The sequence below is a fragment of the Phyllobacterium calauticae genome, from assembly GCF_019991125.1.
Taxonomy (GTDB): domain Bacteria; phylum Pseudomonadota; class Alphaproteobacteria; order Rhizobiales; family Rhizobiaceae; genus Phyllobacterium; species Phyllobacterium calauticae.
On record NZ_JAGENB010000009.1, the window covers coordinates 32,296 to 51,383 of the forward strand.

The 19,088-nt window shown below is 50.2% G+C and carries 22 protein-coding genes and 1 pseudogene; 6 read left to right on the plus strand and 17 right to left on the minus strand.

The window, feature by feature from the left end; translation table 11 throughout:
• The first annotated feature begins 105 nt into the window (after window positions 1–105).
• A complete protein-coding gene (locus J1W56_RS22600; protein ID WP_223615546.1) occupies window positions 106–309 on the plus strand; it encodes a hypothetical protein in 204 nt (67 codons plus the stop codon).
• A 102-nt stretch (window positions 310–411) separates the two neighbouring features.
• Here the strand turns inward: J1W56_RS22600 and J1W56_RS22605 are convergent, their stop codons facing one another.
• Window positions 412–1,713: an Nramp family divalent metal transporter gene (locus J1W56_RS22605; RefSeq protein WP_223615547.1), complete on the minus strand. Its 1,302-nt coding sequence runs from the start codon at window positions 1,711–1,713 to the stop codon at window positions 412–414.
• Window positions 1,714–1,807: 94 nt separating this feature from the next.
• Here J1W56_RS22605 and J1W56_RS22610 point away from each other — a divergent pair, with 94 nt between their 5' ends.
• Window positions 1,808–2,257, plus strand: coding sequence for a hypothetical protein (locus tag J1W56_RS22610; protein WP_223615548.1), 450 nt, complete (start codon window positions 1,808–1,810; stop codon window positions 2,255–2,257).
• A gap of 137 nt (window positions 2,258–2,394) precedes the next feature.
• Here the strand turns inward: J1W56_RS22610 and J1W56_RS22615 are convergent, their stop codons facing one another.
• Both J1W56_RS22615 and J1W56_RS22620 read right to left on the minus strand, forming a co-directional pair.
• Entirely contained in the window at window positions 2,395–2,946 is a 552-nt protein-coding gene (locus J1W56_RS22615; RefSeq protein WP_223615549.1) for an iron transporter, read from the minus strand.
• Between the two features lie 410 nt (window positions 2,947–3,356).
• Window positions 3,357–3,596, minus strand: coding sequence for a DUF982 domain-containing protein (locus tag J1W56_RS22620; RefSeq protein ID WP_223615550.1), 240 nt, complete (start codon window positions 3,594–3,596; stop codon window positions 3,357–3,359).
• Between the two features lie 1,293 nt (window positions 3,597–4,889).
• On the opposite strand from J1W56_RS22620, the gene J1W56_RS22625 reads away from it, so the two are divergent.
• Complete coding sequence (locus J1W56_RS22625; protein WP_223615551.1) at window positions 4,890–5,117, plus strand: DUF4167 domain-containing protein; 228 nt, start codon at window positions 4,890–4,892, stop codon at window positions 5,115–5,117.
• A 75-nt stretch (window positions 5,118–5,192) separates the two neighbouring features.
• Here J1W56_RS22625 and J1W56_RS22630 read toward each other — a convergent pair whose 3' ends face one another.
• Window positions 5,193–5,504, minus strand: coding sequence for a putative quinol monooxygenase (locus J1W56_RS22630; RefSeq protein WP_223615552.1), 312 nt, complete (start codon window positions 5,502–5,504; stop codon window positions 5,193–5,195).
• Between the two features lie 333 nt (window positions 5,505–5,837).
• Here J1W56_RS22630 and J1W56_RS22635 point away from each other — a divergent pair, with 333 nt between their 5' ends.
• The gene (locus J1W56_RS22635; RefSeq protein WP_223615553.1) at window positions 5,838–6,068 is read left to right on the plus strand and encodes a hypothetical protein; all 231 of its coding nucleotides are present in this window, start codon (window positions 5,838–5,840) and stop codon (window positions 6,066–6,068) included.
• A gap of 62 nt (window positions 6,069–6,130) precedes the next feature.
• Here the strand turns inward: J1W56_RS22635 and J1W56_RS22640 are convergent.
• The 10 genes and pseudogenes from J1W56_RS22640 to J1W56_RS22685 all read right to left on the minus strand — a co-directional run bounded on the left by J1W56_RS22640 (window position 6,131) and on the right by J1W56_RS22685 (window position 14,347).
• Window positions 6,131–6,560 (minus strand): annotated as a pseudogene (locus J1W56_RS22640) (general stress protein).
• Between the two features lie 35 nt (window positions 6,561–6,595).
• Window positions 6,596–6,916, minus strand: coding sequence for a PepSY domain-containing protein (locus tag J1W56_RS22645; protein ID WP_223615554.1), 321 nt, complete (start codon window positions 6,914–6,916; stop codon window positions 6,596–6,598).
• 150 nt (window positions 6,917–7,066) lie between these two features.
• Entirely contained in the window at window positions 7,067–7,432 is a 366-nt protein-coding gene (locus J1W56_RS22650) for a response regulator (RefSeq protein ID WP_223615555.1), read from the minus strand.
• Window positions 7,425–8,480 carry an HWE histidine kinase domain-containing protein gene (locus J1W56_RS22655; RefSeq protein WP_223615556.1) on the minus strand — a complete coding sequence of 352 codons (1,056 nt, stop codon included), beginning with the start codon at window positions 8,478–8,480 and terminating at the stop codon, window positions 7,425–7,427. The genes J1W56_RS22650 and J1W56_RS22655 overlap by 8 nt, the downstream gene beginning before the upstream one ends.
• Before the next feature lie 9 nt (window positions 8,481–8,489).
• Window positions 8,490–8,969, minus strand: a complete 480-nt coding sequence (locus J1W56_RS22660; protein WP_223615557.1) for a hypothetical protein — start codon at window positions 8,967–8,969, stop codon at window positions 8,490–8,492.
• A 55-nt stretch (window positions 8,970–9,024) separates the two neighbouring features.
• Entirely contained in the window at window positions 9,025–9,315 is a 291-nt protein-coding gene (locus J1W56_RS22665; RefSeq protein ID WP_223615558.1) for a DUF1236 domain-containing protein, read from the minus strand.
• 223 nt (window positions 9,316–9,538) lie between these two features.
• Entirely contained in the window at window positions 9,539–11,095 is a 1,557-nt protein-coding gene (locus J1W56_RS22670) for a DHA2 family efflux MFS transporter permease subunit (protein ID WP_223615559.1), read from the minus strand.
• Entirely contained in the window at window positions 11,079–11,585 is a 507-nt protein-coding gene (locus J1W56_RS22675) for an isoprenylcysteine carboxyl methyltransferase family protein (protein ID WP_223615560.1), read from the minus strand. The genes J1W56_RS22670 and J1W56_RS22675 overlap by 17 nt, the downstream gene beginning before the upstream one ends.
• On the minus strand, window positions 11,582–12,634 hold the full coding sequence (locus J1W56_RS22680) for a type III polyketide synthase (protein WP_223615561.1): 1,053 nt from the start codon (window positions 12,632–12,634) through the stop codon (window positions 11,582–11,584). The genes J1W56_RS22675 and J1W56_RS22680 overlap by 4 nt, the downstream gene beginning before the upstream one ends.
• A gap of 615 nt (window positions 12,635–13,249) precedes the next feature.
• Complete coding sequence (locus J1W56_RS22685) at window positions 13,250–14,347, minus strand: AI-2E family transporter (RefSeq protein WP_223615562.1); 1,098 nt, start codon at window positions 14,345–14,347, stop codon at window positions 13,250–13,252.
• A gap of 292 nt (window positions 14,348–14,639) precedes the next feature.
• Here J1W56_RS22685 and J1W56_RS22690 point away from each other — a divergent pair, with 292 nt between their 5' ends.
• A complete protein-coding gene (locus J1W56_RS22690) occupies window positions 14,640–15,092 on the plus strand; it encodes a pyridoxamine 5'-phosphate oxidase family protein (protein ID WP_223615563.1) in 453 nt (150 codons plus the stop codon).
• An 89-nt stretch (window positions 15,093–15,181) separates the two neighbouring features.
• Here J1W56_RS22690 and J1W56_RS22695 read toward each other — a convergent pair whose 3' ends face one another.
• Both J1W56_RS22695 and J1W56_RS22700 read right to left on the minus strand, forming a co-directional pair.
• The gene (locus tag J1W56_RS22695) at window positions 15,182–15,331 is read right to left on the minus strand and encodes a hypothetical protein (protein WP_223615564.1); all 150 of its coding nucleotides are present in this window, start codon (window positions 15,329–15,331) and stop codon (window positions 15,182–15,184) included.
• Window positions 15,332–15,678: 347 nt separating this feature from the next.
• The gene (locus J1W56_RS22700) at window positions 15,679–16,050 is read right to left on the minus strand and encodes a COG4315 family predicted lipoprotein (protein WP_223615655.1); all 372 of its coding nucleotides are present in this window, start codon (window positions 16,048–16,050) and stop codon (window positions 15,679–15,681) included.
• 901 nt (window positions 16,051–16,951) lie between these two features.
• Between J1W56_RS22700 and J1W56_RS22705 the strand changes: the two genes are divergently transcribed.
• A complete protein-coding gene (locus J1W56_RS22705; RefSeq protein ID WP_223615565.1) occupies window positions 16,952–17,791 on the plus strand; it encodes a helix-turn-helix domain-containing protein in 840 nt (279 codons plus the stop codon).
• Window positions 17,792–18,124: 333 nt separating this feature from the next.
• On the opposite strand, the gene can is transcribed toward J1W56_RS22705, so the two are convergent.
• Window positions 18,125–18,739, minus strand: a complete 615-nt coding sequence (can, locus tag J1W56_RS22710; protein WP_223615566.1) for a carbonate dehydratase — start codon at window positions 18,737–18,739, stop codon at window positions 18,125–18,127.
• Window positions 18,740–19,088 lie beyond the last annotated feature (349 nt).

Genomic DNA, 19,088 nt, shown 5'->3' on the forward strand with positions numbered 1-19,088 from the left:
AATTCAGTCGCGTTGAGCGTCGCTGCGAGAAAGTGATGGAACTACCATCTGATTGAGGGGTTGAGTCATGCCTTGGCATGACCAAGGGAAACCAAGGAGGATAATATGCCTACCAACCATCCCTCAAATGAACATCATCATACCGCAGCAGGGCATCATGCTGCTGCTGCCCACCATCACCGTGAAGCCGCACATGCCCACACCCATGGCAAGAACGAAGAGGCCAAGCATCACTCAACGGCGGCGCATGATCACAGCGAAAAAGCGCATAAGTCAACAACGGAAGCCCATAAGCATTCCGCTAAATAATTTATGATGTTGCCTTGACGTAAACGAGTGCCTCCGCAGCAATTTGTGCGGAGGCATTCCGCTTTTCAAGTTTGGAATAAGTCACCGCATGCGCTAAACCAATCACAAGAACGAAGTCAAAACCATGCCAATCACGGCAGCAGCCATAACGACCGTGGCGAGCCAGCCTATCCAGCAAAGCGGACCCTTTACGGTGTTCTTCTTCATGATGTCGGTTCTGGCCGTCATCAACATCATCATCACCATGACCGGGACGGATACGATGCCATTGATGACGGCGCTCCAGAACAATGCCTTGATGGGGTCGATGGGCGAAAAATCAACGAGAATGCCAATGAGTGTCGCCGCTGCAATGGTTGCGTAAAACGCTTTTGCTTCCTTCGGCTTGCGCGCAAGCCCAATCGGCCATTTGCGGGCTTCACCCAAGGCATATGCTGCCGATCCCGCCAGGACAGGGATTGCGAGCAGGCCGGTTCCAATAATGCCCAGCGCAAAGATTGTGAAGGCAAACTGGCCGGCAATCGGTTTGAGCGCCTCTGCTGCCTGAGCCGATGTTTGTATGTCTGTTTTCCCCGCCACATGCAGGGTTGCAGCGGTCGTCACCATGATGGCCAGGGCGACCAGGCTCGAGAAGCCCATGCCGACATAGGTATCCCAGCGAATGCGATGGATGGCACCCTTCGACTGTTCCGGTGCATCAACGAGAGGCTGGCGGGACGCGCTCTCCCTTTCGTCTTCCACCTCCTGCGAGGCCTGCCAGAAGAAAAGATAGGGGCTGATGGTTGTGCCCAGAATGGCCACGACCGTCGTCCAGAATGCCGTGTCTGCCGAAAACGTCGGAACAAAAAAACCGTACGCCAGCTCGCCATAGGGTATTTTCACAACCATCACCGTCCCGAAATAGGCAAACAGCGAAAATGTCAGCCATTTCAATATGGAGACGTAGCGTGCGTACTGAAGGAATATCTGCAGGCATGCGCTGAGAAGGGCGAACAGAACCACATAAAGTGCGACGTTCCCGCCGATGAGCAGTCCGACCGCATCGCCCATAGCCCCGAGATCAGCACCGATATTGATCGTATTGGCGATGAAAAGAAGAGCGACGATAACCGGCAAAATCCAGGGAGGATAATATGTTCGCAGATTTGTCGCGATGCCATGGCCCGTCGTGCGTCCTATCCGGGCGCTGATTTCCTGAATGGCGGCCATCAGCGGATAGCTGAACAGCATGGTCCATGTTATTGCAAATCCGAATTGCGCTCCGGCCTGAGAATAAGTGGCGATGCCGCTGGGATCGTCATCCGCCGCACCCGTAATAATGCCCGGTCCCAATACACTTAAAAGCTTTGGCTTCGAGGTTCCAACGACGGGATCCTTTTCTGAATCCCTGATTTTTTTCGCCACGACATTATCCTCCCAGAAGCGCCGGCCTAAACATTCCACAGCAACGAACAGGAAAGGAATTTGTTCCTTGAGAGGTGGTTGTGAGGAATGAGGCTTGCCGAAGCAAGCGATGCGTCGTCATAGTCTGGGTAAACTTGTTCGACTCTGGATTCTCGAATTGTCCTCACCTTCGCAACTAACACAGTATGAAATCATTACTAAAGATGCGGTTCGGTCAATTGATGTATTGAGCCATTCGGGGAACGCGATGTTTTCAAATTTATCTAAATGGTGGAAGCATCTTGATGTTCAGACTCGGCTGGTAATCACGCGTTTTGCCTGGAAAATTCTGATCATCCTCGGTTTTGCCGGCGCGCAGAGCCCATTACCGTGGGGTTTCTGGAGGTCCCTCTATATCATGCTTGTGCTGAGTGGTGGCATATCATGTGGAATAGCATTGCGCTTCCGCGAACCTGCAAAATTCGGAAATCTATCGTATTGGGATGAAGCGATGTGGTTCTTTTTTCTTGCTTTGATCGTTCATTGGGCAATGCATATTCAATAGATACCGGCTTTGGAAATCGTCTTCCCAACAAGCAACAGCGTTTCGCAATGTTGTGTTATTTGAAGTTTTTAAGACCTGTTTTAGAAAGCTTCTCATTTAAAATTCACAAATATCGAACGGTGAATTTCCAGAATGCGTCATTCCCGCCCGGTTTTGATTTTGATTTTCTCAAATTCAACGTCCACTCTCTCTGCATAGCGCCGTCCATTTATCTTGTCGTGGCGCATAAAAGTGGGCGGTTCGATACTGATGCGTAATGCATAGTGACCATCTCCGGGTACACGGACGTTGCGGCCATAATGATAAAGACCAGGATGCCATACGAAAGGTATTTCAATCGGTCCGATAACGTTGCCGCTGCTTGGCACAAGAGTTGCTGTAACCGTCAAATAGGGAATGAAACGCTTGTCGCCGGCATCGCTGACCGATATTTCGAGATGGCAATTTTCTTCCGTTGGCTCCGACCATTTGAGATTGCCATTCTTGTCAGGCATATACATGCCTTCCGCCCGCTCCTGGGCATAAGCCACAATGTAACCGCCAGCCCGTTTCTTATCTCCGTTGTCGGCAACTTCTTCCGCCATATAGCGAAGAGAGTGGTGATAAGCTTCTCCCTCTTTCTTCGCCATACGGATCTGGTTGGCGTCTGCTTCATCGCTCGTTCGTTCTGGAGGGGCCGAATTCTTCATTTTGTACGCTCCTTAATGTTCTCACATGAAACGCCGAGATTGACGTGGAGTTCCCGGCACGTTTGTTCGGCTGAACTTCTGAGCGTCCATGGCCAAGCGATTTTTTATGCCAGTGCCGGATATCAAGCGGCCGAAAAAGGAACCATCCTTGGCGGTCATTGTTTCCTTAAGGGAAGGAAGCTTAGATGCGCCTACAACACATTATTATCGGCCTCGCAATATTTACCCTTACGCTGGCATGGCTATTCTGGTTCTTCCCAATGGCAAAGCAAGGGGCCAATCAGCCACTTCCCAGCATGGATCAGCCGACAACTGAACGTCGGCCATGAAATTAAGATGCATTTTGCGGAAATGATTTGGGAGGTAACAGAACCGTCAACCTCAAAGCAATGTTGAAACAGCACTCAGGATCAATGGACATGTCCGGTTTTTTCCCAAATGAAAATATCCACTTCCTTCGCGGCAGCGATAAAAGCGGTGCGCACTTCGTCCGCCGATATTTTGCCGTCAAAGGCATCTGAACAGGCCTTCTTCGCTGCAACGAGCTTTTTCTTTCCATGGCTTGGCCAGCTCAATGTAAGGACGTCAGAGGCATCCTTCACCGAAGCAATATTCAGCAGTCGGTTGGACCGCAGCGATTTGATCGTCACATGTCGAAAGGATAAGTTACTCATACCTCCCAACGTGCCTTGGTCGTTAAAGTTCCGCCGCCAGATATTCTAATGGTCAAAAGGATGACGAAGACAAGAAAGCTATGTCGCTTACGCCTCGGTCTGGCCCATCTCATTTGTAAAAGCCATAAATAGGGATAGAATTGGCATGTTGCCAGCCATCTTTCGGCTGCTGGCGCTTGAGAGATCATTGACGCCCCCGCCCGTCTTTAGAGGAGCATCCCATGGACATTCCTAAATTTCATGGAATTCATTCACCCGAAGATTTGGCGCTCGCCCGGGCGTCTTTTGATCAATTGGTGAAAAGGCTCGGTTTGCAATAAAACAAAGACCGGTGGTCCAGCCTTTATTGGTCATGGACCGCTCGCGCTTGGATTGTGCGACGAGGATACAATCATTCGCCATGTCTCATCCATGGCAACCCCAGACAGGCCCGAAGTAATTTGGGTGTACTTGCCGGTACGGAGCCAACAGAACATGCGACGGCATAGTCTGCACGCTGGCATCTTCCACTGCCCCGGAACCTATATCGATCCTGAGTGTTGTTAAGTGTCGGGCTACTCGTTCGGCAGAGGCTTGATGTGGTCCCACGTCCCCAAAGCATGATCTGCATCAAGCCTCGTTCATTCCAGAAAGTGCTTTACGAAAAAGACAAGCCTTCTCCGCTTCACGATGACCGATTGCCTGCTGTTCTGCGGGGCGACCATTGCGATGGGCGGCTCTTCTGGATCAGTTTCTACGAAGCCATCCACTCCGCCTATCGATAAGGAAGGTGGGTTCTCAATGATTCCGGCGTCGTGATCCTGTTGGTCTTGAAATGAACATGCGGGATGATCATATGGTTGACAAGCCGATGAACTTATCCCGGCTGTCTTTGCAGTTCTCTGATGAGCGCGCATTTTCCCTATCGAAAATTACACTACCTGCTGCAGGTCGGTATGCAGTTCATCATCAGTTACCAAATGACATAATTTAACAAAGAACGCTGCGCCCATTTTATCGCAGCAGTAACGGACCACTATGCAAGAAATCATTCAATCGAAAGCTGCCACGGTGCAGCCCATCCAAATGCGCTCTAGTCACTACGATCGACCCGAGAAGCCAACAACCAAACCCGTGAAACCGGCTTATTCAGGATTTACGAGACAAGAACTGCGCCGGATCGTAGCCGATCAGATTAATTGACCGAATTCAATGTTCGGCAATCCGACATTTGGATATCGCAGACTTATCATCCCCTCACAGGAGAGAGCCCACGGGCTCAAGACAATCATGAATATGAACCAGACAAAATCAACCATGGCGCAGGTCCATTCTGCGCCAATGGCCAACAACGCCGCAACCCTGCAATCGCCACGCCATCAAAAAGCGCAGCTGAATTACCAGCGTTATCTTGCGCAGGCGCGCGCAGAAGCACTCGTTGGAAATAACATCGAGGCAGAAAATTATTATCAACATGCCGAACATTATTTCCGTTCCCAGCGGACGGGCGACGCGTAATCGATGTCTGTGCACCCCAAATCACCTTTGGGGCCTCACTTGCAGTATTGTTTCCCCAAATGATCCGCGATTGTTTTAGGTCCCGGACATATCCATTGCCCAAACATCTGTAATGGGGCACACTATATAAGGGCTGATGAATATTCCCGCCGCTGTGTTGTCTTGTTCTGCGCACTGGGAAAGATAGGCGTTATAATCCGCTTCGGTGTCCCATTTTTCGATGAACAACAATTTGTTTGGATGGCCCTTGTGTTCCAGGATCCGAATGTCCTGAAGACCCGGAAACCCGCGTGCGCGTTTCAGCAGGCAGGGCAGATTTTCCAGATAGCCTGACCAAGCGTCAGGTTTTATCTCGACTACGACCGTAATCGTAACTGACGAAATCATGGGGCGTTCCTTGCAATGCCGGGTGCCATGCATTTAACGGGTGATTTTTGAATGCATGCACCGATAATAGTAGCAACCCCGGTGATAGCACAAAGTTCCCGTCTCATCGGTTGGCCCTGATATTCGGACGTAAACGCCCAAACCAATGCGCCTTCCATAGAAATGCGCCGCACCGTCAAGTGAACAGCAGCAGTCTCATATAAGCTGGTTTTGCGGGCTATGGAACCAATCTGGTCCGCGTTCGTTCCTCCAAAACCGGGCAGCTCCTGCGTAACCTTTGTCAGCTTTTCCCAGGGAGGTTCAAATCAAAGCTGCGGGCCAAATGGAGGTAGAATGTCAAGTCTCATACATTTTGAGGTCGTAATATTCGACCAAGGTGATGCTGGTGAACTTTTTACGGTGGGTGAGCCGATAGGCTTTAAATCAGAGGAAGAGGCGCTGCAGGCGGCAAAGAAATTAGCTTCACAACATAACGGCGTTGTGGCCTGGCGGCGCGAATCCAATCTTGAGGTTAGTACACGCACGGTCCTTTATCGTGCAGGGGAAATTATTGACAGCGTATAGTATTGTTAAAAAAGCGCGCCGCATATGCGACGCACTCATTGATCTCATTTTACAACACCGTATTACGGCATCATATTGGGCATATCACGCAGCCTATTGCGCTCTCTCGCCGCTTCTTCCTTGGTATATTCGGGGCTGGATTCGTCAAACTCATTCCATCCTTCTTCCCGGTACATTGCACGGCGAACCTTCAAATCAACGGGATCATTGTCGTTGATGATAGAGCGGGCAACGTCAATCTGTTCGCCTTCTACACGAACCGACACCTGGAATAGCCAGCATGCCGAGACCCGCTAGCAATCCGCCGGCACCGCCCACGACAGCACCAAGGCCAGCTCCGGTCGCTGCACCCTCGCCGGCATTTGATCCATTGGCTTTATCCTCCCTGCCAACAATACTGATGTTAACGGAAGAAATGCCCGCATTTTCAAGCGCGGTAACGACGGTACGTGCGTCGTCATAGTCGTCATATAGTCCTGTTACATTTTCCATTGAAGTCTCCCTGAGAATTATTGTTCTGGCTAGGTTCATTTACTGGCTTCGGTGATGTTGCCCTGATAGTCGAGCTTGACTTGGACCACCTTGCCATCCTTCATCGCCGAGGCGCTCCAAATGCCATCATCACCCTTGTTGAAGGCCGTCACATCCGTGTATCCCTTCGCTTCCAAACGCTCTTTTGCCTGTCCAGCAGTAAAGCTGTTTTTGCCAGGAACAGGAGCTGCAGCATTCGAACTGTCGGGGGTTGCGATGGCCGGCTTCATCGCGTCCGGAGACGCTTTCGGGGTTTCCTGAGCGTAGGCCGTTGAAAGAAGCGAAAGAGCGCCGAGCGCGATTATAAAACGTTTCATAAATATCTCCTGTTTCGCGATCGAAGTTTCGATCACCCAGGGAGTTAACCGCTCGCAGCAGTCAAAGTTCCGCTTCGAGGCGGTCCTAATTTGATAAACTTCAGAATACGTTTGACAGAAAATTTGCTGAAATGAGCAAGCCGCCCCGCTTTAAGGGCGCAGCAGTTTCGTCAACTCATCGACCAACTGATTGAACAAAAAGGGCTTTCTGATGACTGCATGGTTTGCATAACCGTCCCAAACGTCATGAGAGCTGTTTCCCGTGGAAAAGACAAAGGGTACTTTGTGGCTAATAAGGGCATCAGCTACCCGCTGACTTTTTTGGCCGTTCAAATTCATATCCAACATGGCCGCGTCGAAGGACTGCGCACCAATCAGTATAATTGCCTGTTCGTTCGACGCTGCGGTCGTCACAGACGTACATCCGAGGTCGGAAAGCATGTCTTCAATCATCATGAGAATGAGCATCTCATCCTCCACGACCAGAAGCCGGCGATCGGAAAGCAATTTATCCATTTGGAGCTACGCTTGGCGCTGGAAAATTCATGACACACAACAGGCCTTCTGCCGGATACTCAAGGTGAACTGTGCCTCCTACCGCCTGAGATAATCCTGTTTCAATCATGCGCGAACCAAATCCTCGTCGAAGCGGTTGGACGACAAGAGGACCATTTTTTTCGTGCCATCCCAACACCAGTCGCCGGCCTTCCGTTGTTTCCCTGGTTTCCCAGTCGATCGATACAGAGCCCGTTTCATTGGAAAACGCGCCATACTTCACGGCATTGGTTGCCAGTTCGTGAAATGCAATCCCCAGAGCGAGGGCAATCTTGGGTGAGAAAAGAACATTGGCACCCCTGATTGAAATATGTTCTGCGCGGCTGCCTGTCATGCCAAATGGTTCCAAGGCATCCGTGATCACTTCGATTAAACCTGTGTCCTTCCAATTCTGCCGCGTCAAAAGATCGTGAGAACGTGAAAGGGCCTGCAGCCGTGACTCAATGGCTTGCTGAATGGTTTTAGCATCAGAATCCATGCGCAATGCTTGCCAGACAATCGATTGAACAGTCGCAAGCGTATTCTTGACGCGGTGATTGAGCTCCTCGATGAGCATCTTGGAATGTGCTTGTTCTTCCTTGTGTTTGGTTAGATCCACCAATGACGCAAAGTGTTGAACAGTTTTACCCGCTTCATCCTTCACGGGACTGACAAACATCGCCGCCCAAAATTCACTTCCATCTTTGCGTCGATAGAGCACTTCGGAGCTATGATCAGAGTGGCTTGCAAATTCAGACTTGATGGCGGCCAACACGGCGGCATCCGTGACGTGCGCCAACAGAAAATTGAAGTGCTGGCCAAGGACTTCATCCCGGTCATAACCGGTCAGGTCCAAAAAACTATCATTGGCAAAGATAATCGGATGATCAGGGTCTTTTGCATCCGTAAACACCATTGCCATTCGCGTTGTCTCGGCGGCAACCACGAACGGTCCAAGATTCTCGCTGAAACCCTTGACTGCGGCTTCAGCGTCTTTTTGTTCATCACTTTTGTCTGCAATCGTCGGCATGCTTGTCCTTCACAGAAGGGTTCGGGACGAAGAATTTGAGGATTCCGTCATTGATTCCAACTTTTCAAAACTCCTCTCGCTTTGAACGGCCCGTTCCACGATCTGTTCGATGCTGCGTATCTTTAAATTGAAGAGCGCAATCACTGTGCGTCCAAGACGGTCCGAGTGAATATCTGTTTTGGGCGAACGTCCCAGTATTTGGGATGCCCGATCATGTGCGGTTTGCATCGCACGCCAGTCATCGTCGGTATATTGTTCGTAAAGGTGGTCATTAGATCTCATGCTTTTATCCCTTTTTTCGGGCGAAAGCACTATGGCGTCTTCCAAGCGCCGGCAGCCTATGACGTTAAAGCCCGGCGGCTCGCGAATTATAGGCTTCCTATAGGAAGACGCAAAACTATCCTCTAACATACTGTTATTGCGCGGCGAGTTGGGGTGGCTCAAAGCAGTAAGAAAGAAATATCTGACTCTTTGTTTATCTATGGCCATGGGCCCCCTTGATCAGGCGCTGCTTTACACCGCGCCTGATCAGGGGGCCTACATATTATTTCGACAGATAAATGACTTTTCTGTTCTCCAATGAGACGATAACAGGCCGGCCATTGACATAGACGTAGCCATACTGAGGGCTGTCAGGAATGGGCCTGAGCTCGACATCTTCGGGAACAACAAATCCTTGGCTTACATCACCGTCAATCACGACAGGATCAGATGGATTGGCGATGACATAATCGCGGGTCTGCTGCGGTACTTCCACAATCACTGTATCTTGCGCGAATGCGACGCTCGAACTTGCCATCATCAGCGTTGCGGTTATTGCAATTATCTTTTTCATTATCTTGCCTCTCTGTGGTTCCGGTAAGAACCCGGTGCATCAACAACAAAGGCTGCGCAAAATGGTTCCTTAACGGTGCAACTCTGTACAGGTTAGGGAGGAGATCTCTTCTCACTTTGGGTCGATAAATATGTGATGTTGAGGAGAATTCGATAGGCTTACTCAAGCAAGGAATGATGAGAAGCTAATGGCAGTGCTGGCAGATTGAATGTTTGCCGCACGCTCATTCTTTGAGACTTTGCCGAAAGTCATCATTGGCAAATGGTATTATCAAGAGGGGTACTAAAGTTATGATGGCGAGCATTGCCCAGGCATCATTGATCGATTGTACCGTAGCGGCCTTAGCGATGAGCGGGCTAAAAATGCTCTGCGCGGCGGCATCCAATTGTCCTGGCAGATGCTGCAGAAATACATTGCGATCGATCCCGACGAATTCTGCCGTCCGCATATCTCCAGCGAGCAGTTTATTGGCGATTGCAACGCCGTGCGTGGTCGAACGCGTGTAGATAACGGTGTCAATGATTGCCAAACCGATTGCTCCACCCAGATTGCGCATCAGATTGAACAAGCCGCTGGCATCGGGAACTTGCTCCTCAGGGAGATTTCCCAGTGCAAGCCGTGTTGGAGGCAAAAGACAAAACATTATTGCTAATCCCCGAATACACTGGGGCCAGAACATTCCATCAGAGTCGGTTTGAGGCGTTTGAAAGGCACTGTATCCCAGTCCGATCGCAAAAAGCACGAAGCCAAATGTCGAGAGTAACCGTGCCTCTGCCCGCTTTTCCAGCAAAACAGCGATCGGTGCGATCATCAGTTGCACCATACCTGTCACAAGCATCATTGAACCGATTTCCAGGGCATTATGCCCTCGAACAAATGCCAAGAAGACCGGCATCAAATAGACCGCGCCAAAGAGGCCAAATCCGAGAACAAAACTCAAAACGCAACCAATGGAAAAATTCCGATCTCTAAAATTCCGCAAATCGACCAGAGGATTGCGAGAATTCCAGGTGCGGAGCGAAAAAGCCAAAAGGTTGGTTGCACTGAACGACATTAAAACGAGCACCCAAGGCCCTGTCCATCCGCTGTGCGGAGCCTCCTTCAAGGCAAGCTCGAGTGTGGCGAGACCTGCCGCCATCAATGCCAGTGATGGAAAATCAAGCGACCGGATTTGCCGCAATTGCATAGGTACCCGCGGCAACAGAAAGATTGCAAGCGACGTCGCGAATAGACCAGGCAGCACATTTATCAAAAAGAGCCAATGCCAGGAATAGGTGTTAGTGATCCAGCCACCGACGATGGGTCCAACAGTGGGTGCCAGAACCGCGAGCACGCCCGCTATAGTCGTTGCAACGCTCTGGCGTCGCAAGGGAAACAAAAGGAATACCGCCGAGAAAACCAACGGAATGAGTGTGCCTCCGGAAAACCCTTGCAGAATGCGCCAGACGAGCAAGGCAAAGAAAGTGCCGCTCTGCGCGCATCCGATGGATGTCAAAGTGAATATTGCCGTGCCAAAGACGAATAGCCACCGCATGCTGAACAGCTTGGTCAAAAAGCCGGTCAGCGGAATCGCGACGACCTCGGCGATAAGATACGCCGTTTGAATCCAGCTCATCTGGTCAGGATGGATGCTGAGTGCACCTTGGATCGTCGGGAGAGATGTGGCAACGATCTGTACATCGAGAATAGCCATAAACATGCCAATGCACATTGCAACAAACCCCAGCCATGTTGCAAAGTTGGGTGCCCGTAGGCTGGTTGCATCAGCGTTTTGAATCATTGCGCAAATCCCGCAGCGCAGAATTTTCTTCTCGGATTCTGAAAGCCAGGACCGCAGCGTTTAGCAGCGAGAATATGAGAGCATACCGGCCCAGGCCAAAGCACAACGGCAGGACTGCAATTTCGCCCACGACGACAAAATAGTTTGGATGCGAAACATATCTATACGGCCCTCTCCTGACAAGTGAACTCCCCGGCACAACTATAATACGCGTTGTCCAGCGCCTCCCCAAGGTTGCAAGCACCCATATGCGCAGAGCTTGGAGCGCTGCAAAAATCAGCAGCCATGCAGGATCGATTTGCCTATTCCAAGCAAGTATCCAAAGGCCACCTAGCCAGAGGGTGTGAAGTGCAACTATCAGGCAATAATGTTTTGACGCGGCTTCATATGCACCGTGCTCCAATAGAGATTTGGTATTTCGTCTGGCGAGCCATAGCTCGCAAATGCGCTCGATCGTAACCGCAGACAGAAGTGCTGTTGCCGCAATCATGCTGCTCTCTGGAGAGATACACAGCTCACGCTAAAACCCGGTCCCAGTGCAGTAAGGAGGGTACGTGACGGTAAGCCGGCTTGGACGACACGGTCCAATACAAAAAGTGCGGTTGGAGCCGACATGTTTCCATAATCGGACAACACGTCACGCTCATGGTCCAAACTGCCTTGACCAAGCGACAGTGCTGTCTCCAGAGCAGCAATCACTTTGGTACCCCCCGGATGACAGGCAAATCTATCGATATCTGTCATGCCAAGATCAGCACGGTTTAAAATACCCGATATAGCCGGTGCAATGCGTTCCTCAGCAAATGGCGGTATTGCTCGATCAAAAATAACGCCGAACCCCTGCTTATCAACGCTCCAACCCATGATGTCGAGCGTATCAGGCCAAGTATGCTGGCCGGACATTTCGATGTTTGCGATACCTGCGTCACCCGCCTTGAGAATGCAGGCGGCCGCCCCATCCCCGAACAGCGCAGTTGCGACGATGTTGGCCTTTGTCAATTGATCCAGTCGGAACGCGAGCGTGCACAGTTCAACTGCAACCAGCAGGACAATTTTTCCGGGCCGCGCTGCTGCAAATCGAGATGCAATGGAGAATCCTGAGACACCGCCGGCACAGCCAAGGCCGAAGACAGGCACCCTTTCGATGTCTTCACGAAACCCCATTTGATGAGCGACGCGCGCTTCGAGACTAGGCGTGGCTATACCTGTTGAGGAAACCGTGACGACGATATCGACATCTTCACCTCGAAGGTCCGCTTTCTCCAGCGCCTGCTGAGCCGCACTAACGAACAAACTGCATGCCCCTTCGATATAGGCGGCATTTCGTTCCGGCCAGCCCAGCGGTTCAAGATACCACTCAAGAGGCCTGATCGCATAGCGCCTACGAATGCCCGAGCTCTCGAACACCTTTGCCAAACGATCAAAATCCTTGAACCGATCCGAAAATGCGCGATGCGCTACGGCGGCTGCATCTCGCTGTTCGATCATATGCGATGGAACAGCTGTTCCGATCGAGATCAGCTTCGTAGCTTGAGCCATGACATTCCTTGATATCAATCGCATGCCCCTGAGCAGCGTGCGCAAACACTAAAATTCCCTAGCAGGAACGTAGCCTCAGGGAAGAAAGTTCCTGCCGAGGTATCCAGAAAACGTGCTGAAAATTCAAAAGACTATTTAAGAACGTGCGCGAATGATCGCATTCGCGCACGACCTGGAATACTCACAATACAGTTAGTAGAGGCTGCCAAACTCACGCGTCTACCGAATAACGCGCAAAGGCTTAATACCAACGTCCACGACCGTAAAAGCCGCCTCCACCCAGTAAAATAACAATGAGAAGGATGATAAGAAGTGTGGTGAGATCCATTTCCGTTTCCTAAGATGATCGTGCCATCCAGACTGAACTTGTTTGCACAAGTGTCACAGGGCATTTCACTTGGACAACGTTTCAAGTACCTTATCGTTCCATTTCGACCCGCAAAACCATGCAGATGCAGTCAATCGTCACGTCTCACCTATGGAGCGACCTACATTCGGGGGGTGGATTGTCTGATCCAACGCATTCCACAACTGTTTAACAGCGCAACGTCGTCAAAAGATCAAACATTGCGGGTATCCTACGCGGCTCTAACACCAATGGCGGCAATTTTGGGCCTACCCTTCAAGGAAATGCCCGGCCGCGTTGAGCGGTGCAACACCGTCGCAGATAATCTTTGTGATCGCGAGCATCGGAACCGCCAGTATCGCGCCGGGAGCCCCCCACATCCAAAACCAGAAGATCAATGATAGTATCACCAGCACGGGATTAAGGGTGAAACGCCGTGCCAGAAGCATGGGCGTAATGATCTCGCCTTCCACCAAGTGGATTAGGAGATAAAGGCCTGCGGGCAAAAATGCTGCCCAACTACCCTCGATTGCGAGCAATCCAGCGAACACAAAAATGGTGATTCCGGCGAAGGGGCCCATAATGGGGATATAGTTCAAAAGGAAGGCAACCACTCCCCAGAGCACAGGGTCCCCCAGACCAGTTGCCCACATTGCTATTCCAGTAGCGAGGCCAACCAACCCGTTCATGAGCGTTATGGTGAGGAGATAGGCAGAAATATCCTTCTCTACCTGCTGTGACAGGGCGACCACCTGACGCTTTTCACTATAGCGGGGAAGGATTTCAACGGTGCGGCGCAAAAACGTGTCGCCAGCCACGAGAAGGAAAAATAAAATCAGAATGGTCTCGAAAAATCCACCTGCGAAATGCTGGGTACCTTTGAGAAGAACTGCTGATAAACTGAAACCAGCATCTCCCTGCCCTCCGTCAATCCTGTGCATAAAGGCAAAGAAAGTTTGGATCGGTTGGCTTAGGAAATGAAGTCGTTGTTCGAGTTTCTGGAGGCCATCCGGTAATCGTCCCGCCCATGATGAAGCAGGACCTGATACGGCAGCTCCTATGCCGACAATCAAAGCAAAAAAGGCAAGAATCAGCATAAGAGCCGAGAGGGATCGTGGAAGGTGTACTCGTTCCAATTGACGCATGGCCGGCTGAAACAGAAGATTTAGAACGAAAGCCAAAACAATCGGCAGCACAATATCTGCAGCGATATAAGCCGCCGTCAAAATTGCAAGGACAAGTAAACAGGACAGCACAATCAACTGTGGATCCGACGGCAGTGAATTGCTTTCTTCCGGTAAAGCGGAAATCTCCGTTGGGGGCGTTTCAGCACCTGGAGCCTTGGCAGATAAAGGAGATTTGGTCATTGGTGTCTCCTGATCAAATAAGCTATTGCTCCGGTGAGCTGCATATTTTCGTTATCAAAAAAGCTGATTTTGGCCTTATCACCCGGGAATTCATTCCATTCATTACGCGATTGATCTTAACGAGCGACGAGTCAAGGCATATCCTAACATGTAGATCAGTCAAAAGTTCCCCTATCATGCACTTTGCAGCATAAGTTCACTTTGCAAGTTTGACCCTTACGGTAAATGCTGGCTGCGCTATTCTGGATGTTCAGAGGGTTTGACAATAACAACCAAGGAATGGAGTTAGAACATGATTATCGAAGAGATGACCGGGCAGGAAATAAAATCTCTGCTTCAGCGCGTCACATTGGGTCGTCTGGCGTGTTCCAAGGATAATCAGCCGTATATCGTTCCACTGAGCTTCAGTTATGACGTGGCATTTTTGTATGCTCTAACCACTGCAGGCACCAAAGTCGATTGGATGCGGTCCAATCCCAAGGTATGCGTAGAATTCGATGAAATCGTTGCCACCAACAATTGGCACAGCGTCATCGTCAACGGCCTTTACGAAGAATTGACCGATGCGCCGGAGCATATATCTGCGAGGGATGACGCGCAAAAGCTTCTCAGTAAGAAAGCGGAATGGTGGCAGCCGGCATATGTCAAAACTGTAATCCGAGACCAGGAAAGGGAACTGAATCCAGTCTTCTTTCGTATTTCCATTCTCGAAACGACAGGTCATAAAGCGATAAAAAAGAGTTGATCTTTCAGTGCTTTAAAGGGCCCAATCCTGCGCAATACACGCAGAAAGTCGGTGGCCGCTAAACAAACGAACTCCATATCGCGACATATTCACGATGCAGGACGACTATGCGCATTTTTTTGTTTATGAGGCCCGGCATGTGATGGGGTTTCACAGAAGGGAACTGCCGAGCCCCAACCGACCAGCAAGGCCGGCGGTTCATTTTGCTCTTCCCACAAAATATTGGCAACAATATTCATGCATTTGGCTCCATAGACGAAAGCAACACCTTGATGTAATTGCAATATATCTATTTCTCGCGCTATCTTTTGTCCTTTTTTCAGCAATGAATGGCGTATTTATCTATTACCTAAATTATTTACCCGTTGCGTTACTTAACTGTCTTTTCTGACGCTGATTGCCCAGGAGATCCGCGTAATTCCTGTCTTAAGTCTTTTCTACTTTTCAGCAGGGCGATAGGTTTCGCGCCATGTTCACTCGATTATACTGGACGATGACTTACGAGATTTTGCCCCAAACTGAGTGCTTGTTATAAAAGGGCGATCCGAAGACCGCCCTTGTTCGTTCTGTTCGTGGACTTCCTGTATCATTTGGCCATATGCCATACACCCCCAACGCCATCGCCATTGGTATCCCCTGATTTCATATCTTTCGAATAGGTGTAGAGCGGCTTGCCACTATAAGCCCACATGTCTTTGCCGTCGGAAGCTTTGACAATGGACCATTCGCCAGCGGCTTTGGCCTTGCCATCGGTATGAAACGCCGGCCACATTTTCAGGCAATCCTGGTCGCAGTTGGATTTACCCTTCGCGTCCTTGTCGAAAGTATAGAGCGTCATGCTCTTCTCGTTGACCAGAACCTTGCCCATCTTGGTATCCATCATCTTGGCAGGCTCAGCCGCAAAAGCCGATGCGGCTGTGGCAGCCAGTATGCCCATAGCAATTAAAATCGTTTTCATGATGATACTCCCTTTCGGGAATGCCGACTGAATGTCAGTAGTGCCCGATATGAATATAATAACGTCCCAAGCCCCTAGCTGTTCCATTTTTGGCAGCGCGTTGTCCTTCAAGGTCTGGTACTGCGCATCAATGAACTGAGATAGCATTCGTGATTTGACTACCGACATTGCGCCGATCATAAGCCAAACGGCTGTGCCGAGGTGCAGCATGAGACCCGGCGGGTGATGATGAAGGCAACCGCCGGGTCTCTTCTTGAAAAAGCCATATCCGGGGATCACATTTTCTGAGTTGCTACTCTCCAGTGCAACGAGAGGCCCGGCGATATTCTTCCCCCGTATAGCCCCAGCCGGGCCTCTTCTTTCAAATCATACCAATCGGTATGTTGACAGTGGGCTTAGCCAGGAGGACAATTGGAGGGTGATCTTGCTGGTCATAACTTTCGACCCGGCAGAGTACGCCTCCGCACTAGCGCTGCCGGGCCTCTTTGCTGCCTCTTTCCGAGGCCAATGCGGTAAAGTGCAGCATCAAATCAGCGGTTCGTCTCTTACCATCTTCCCTCATATTTGGGGCAGAACAGGAACTGCTCCTCGAGCAAGGTCTACAAGATCTTTAGGTATAACAAGCCCATCAGACTATATTTTCCCTCCAGCTAAAAACTTTGAACTATCAAAATTATAGACGCGGCCGGGCCAAGCAAACTATCTGGGCTATCTGCAACAAACCCAAACTATCAATCTTTGTAGGCAAGTCACGCCCGCGTCACTCTCAAATAATTAACTTAATCTTTATTGAAGCCGAATGGGCATTTCCACGTAGATCAATCTTTTTGATTACCTGGATAAAAACAACAGAAAAAACAAAAAACTTGCAGGGCTATTCCTGTCAAAAATGGGGGCAAGTATGAACGGTAATGTACCTTTTAATTTAAGTGAATGCGTGAACTACGAACCCGGAAAGAACTTTGAAAGCAAATCTGAAAATGCCATCTTCATTTATGCTGAAACGGGGGTCGTCTTTCAAGGACTTGTGAAGTCATTGGAAAGAACATTCGCTGATATTCGGATAACACTGTCGAGTTTTCTACCGGATTCCCAGGACCCCGACATGGGCGTTGGATTGGTCCTTTTGCAGACCGAGCTGATCACCGACCTCCCGGATTGCATTGAACGCTGCAGGACATGTTTTCCGAATGCATCCATCACGCTCATGATCAATGGCGACGGATTTGCATCGCAGGGGTTGAATAGGTTGTTCTGCGACCGAAGAATCCAGGGCCTGCTTCCGTTCACCTTGAAGCTCGACATCTGGCTGGCTGCCATATGGCTGCTGCTCAATGGCGGCGAATATTACCCATACGGCGTTATGCAATCGCTGGAAAAGCTGGCGAAAGATGGCCACGCTCGCCATCAGCAACCGTCTCATGTGGAGGGAAAAAGGGGCCATATGTCCGGCACCAAGCCGATCGATACATTGACATTGCGCGAACATCAAATTCTCGAGCTTCTGTCCGAAGGGCTGCAAAACAAGACCATCGCTGACCGGCTCAGCCTTTCAGATCATACGGTCAAAGTCCATGTTCACAATCTCATTCGAAAGCTCAAGGTGCACAACCGCACGCAGGCAGCGGCAGTATACCGTAATCACCTGGATCATGAATCTCTGCAATCAGCCTTCAGCTGGAACACCGAGCGAGCCTTCAGCCGCAATACCGAGATAACGGAATTGACGATCAACATCTAAAGGAGAGTGCCTGCACTGACCGTCTCGGAATGACGTGTCAAAGCACGCGTCGCATTGCTTCATGCTCCCCAGTCGATGGCAAAGCTTTTGTGCTATCCTTCGACATGCGTCTCGTAAACGCATTTAACGAGATACAACGGCTCGGTATATCAGCGGTGCGGCCGTTTCACACAAAGTCGGTGCCTTCACCGAACGGGCATCGGGGGCCGTGCGCAAAGTAATACAAACTTGGACGCAAGTATTCCTGGCGCGCTCAAGATCGCAATCGCTTTGGAGACTGCATTCTACGCACTGCATCCAATATTGTTAGATGTGAGCGATTGGAGGATGCTCTTAGTTTGAGCATCCATCTGCAACAGTACAGCCAAGATCATGGAGCAGACCATCGTTCAAACCATAGATCCATCCATGAATGGAGATGTCCTGTTTCCTCTTCCACGCTGCTTGTAATGTCGGCGTGCGCGCCAACCGTTGCACCTGGTCAATGACACAAAATTCGCAAAGACGATCCAAATCGTCCTCAGTCGCTGATTTGCACGCAAACGATGAAAATCGCATTGTTGCCAAGTCGCGAATGGGTTGCAGCCAATGATTGGTCAACTCCAGCGAGGTTCCCTCCACCGCCGCTAGAACCCCGCCACAGCCGTAGTGTCCACATACGATAATATGTTTTACTGCCAATTGACTGACAGCATATTCAACCACCGACAACAGATTCAAATCAGCTGGATGAATGAGATTGGCAACATTTCGATGAACAAAAACTTCACCTGGTTCCAGACCGGCGATGACATTCGCTGGCACTCGGCTATCCGAACAGCCTATCCATAGGTATTCCGGTTTTTGAAGCTGTGAGAGTTTCTTAAAATAGTCCGGATCGATCCGACGTTTTTCAAGTGACCAATCACGATTGTTTTCGAATAGCGTTTCAATCAATTTCGTCGCCATCGGACTCAAACTCTGTTGCTGTTAATGTGGTCCCGCTTCATAGGACAAATCGGAGCCGGACAAAAGGCCGACATTGACGCGGACTGCCCACTTGTATCGAGGGCGAAATGAGCGAATTTCTTTCGCCAAATAATTCAATTTGCGGTTATGACGCTTACGCGATCAGATCTTAATGGATCGGTTTGCCTCGTATTTGCAGCAGTACGAGTACTCGCGCCTCACTACCGTCCAAATGTGGATCGCCGCAGGAACTCCACTTGCAGGATCAATCGGCACTTAATTGGAGCCTTCATAAGTCCGAGGCTCATTTCCAAGGAGCATTTCGGACGCGATTATTCCATCTCGGCGA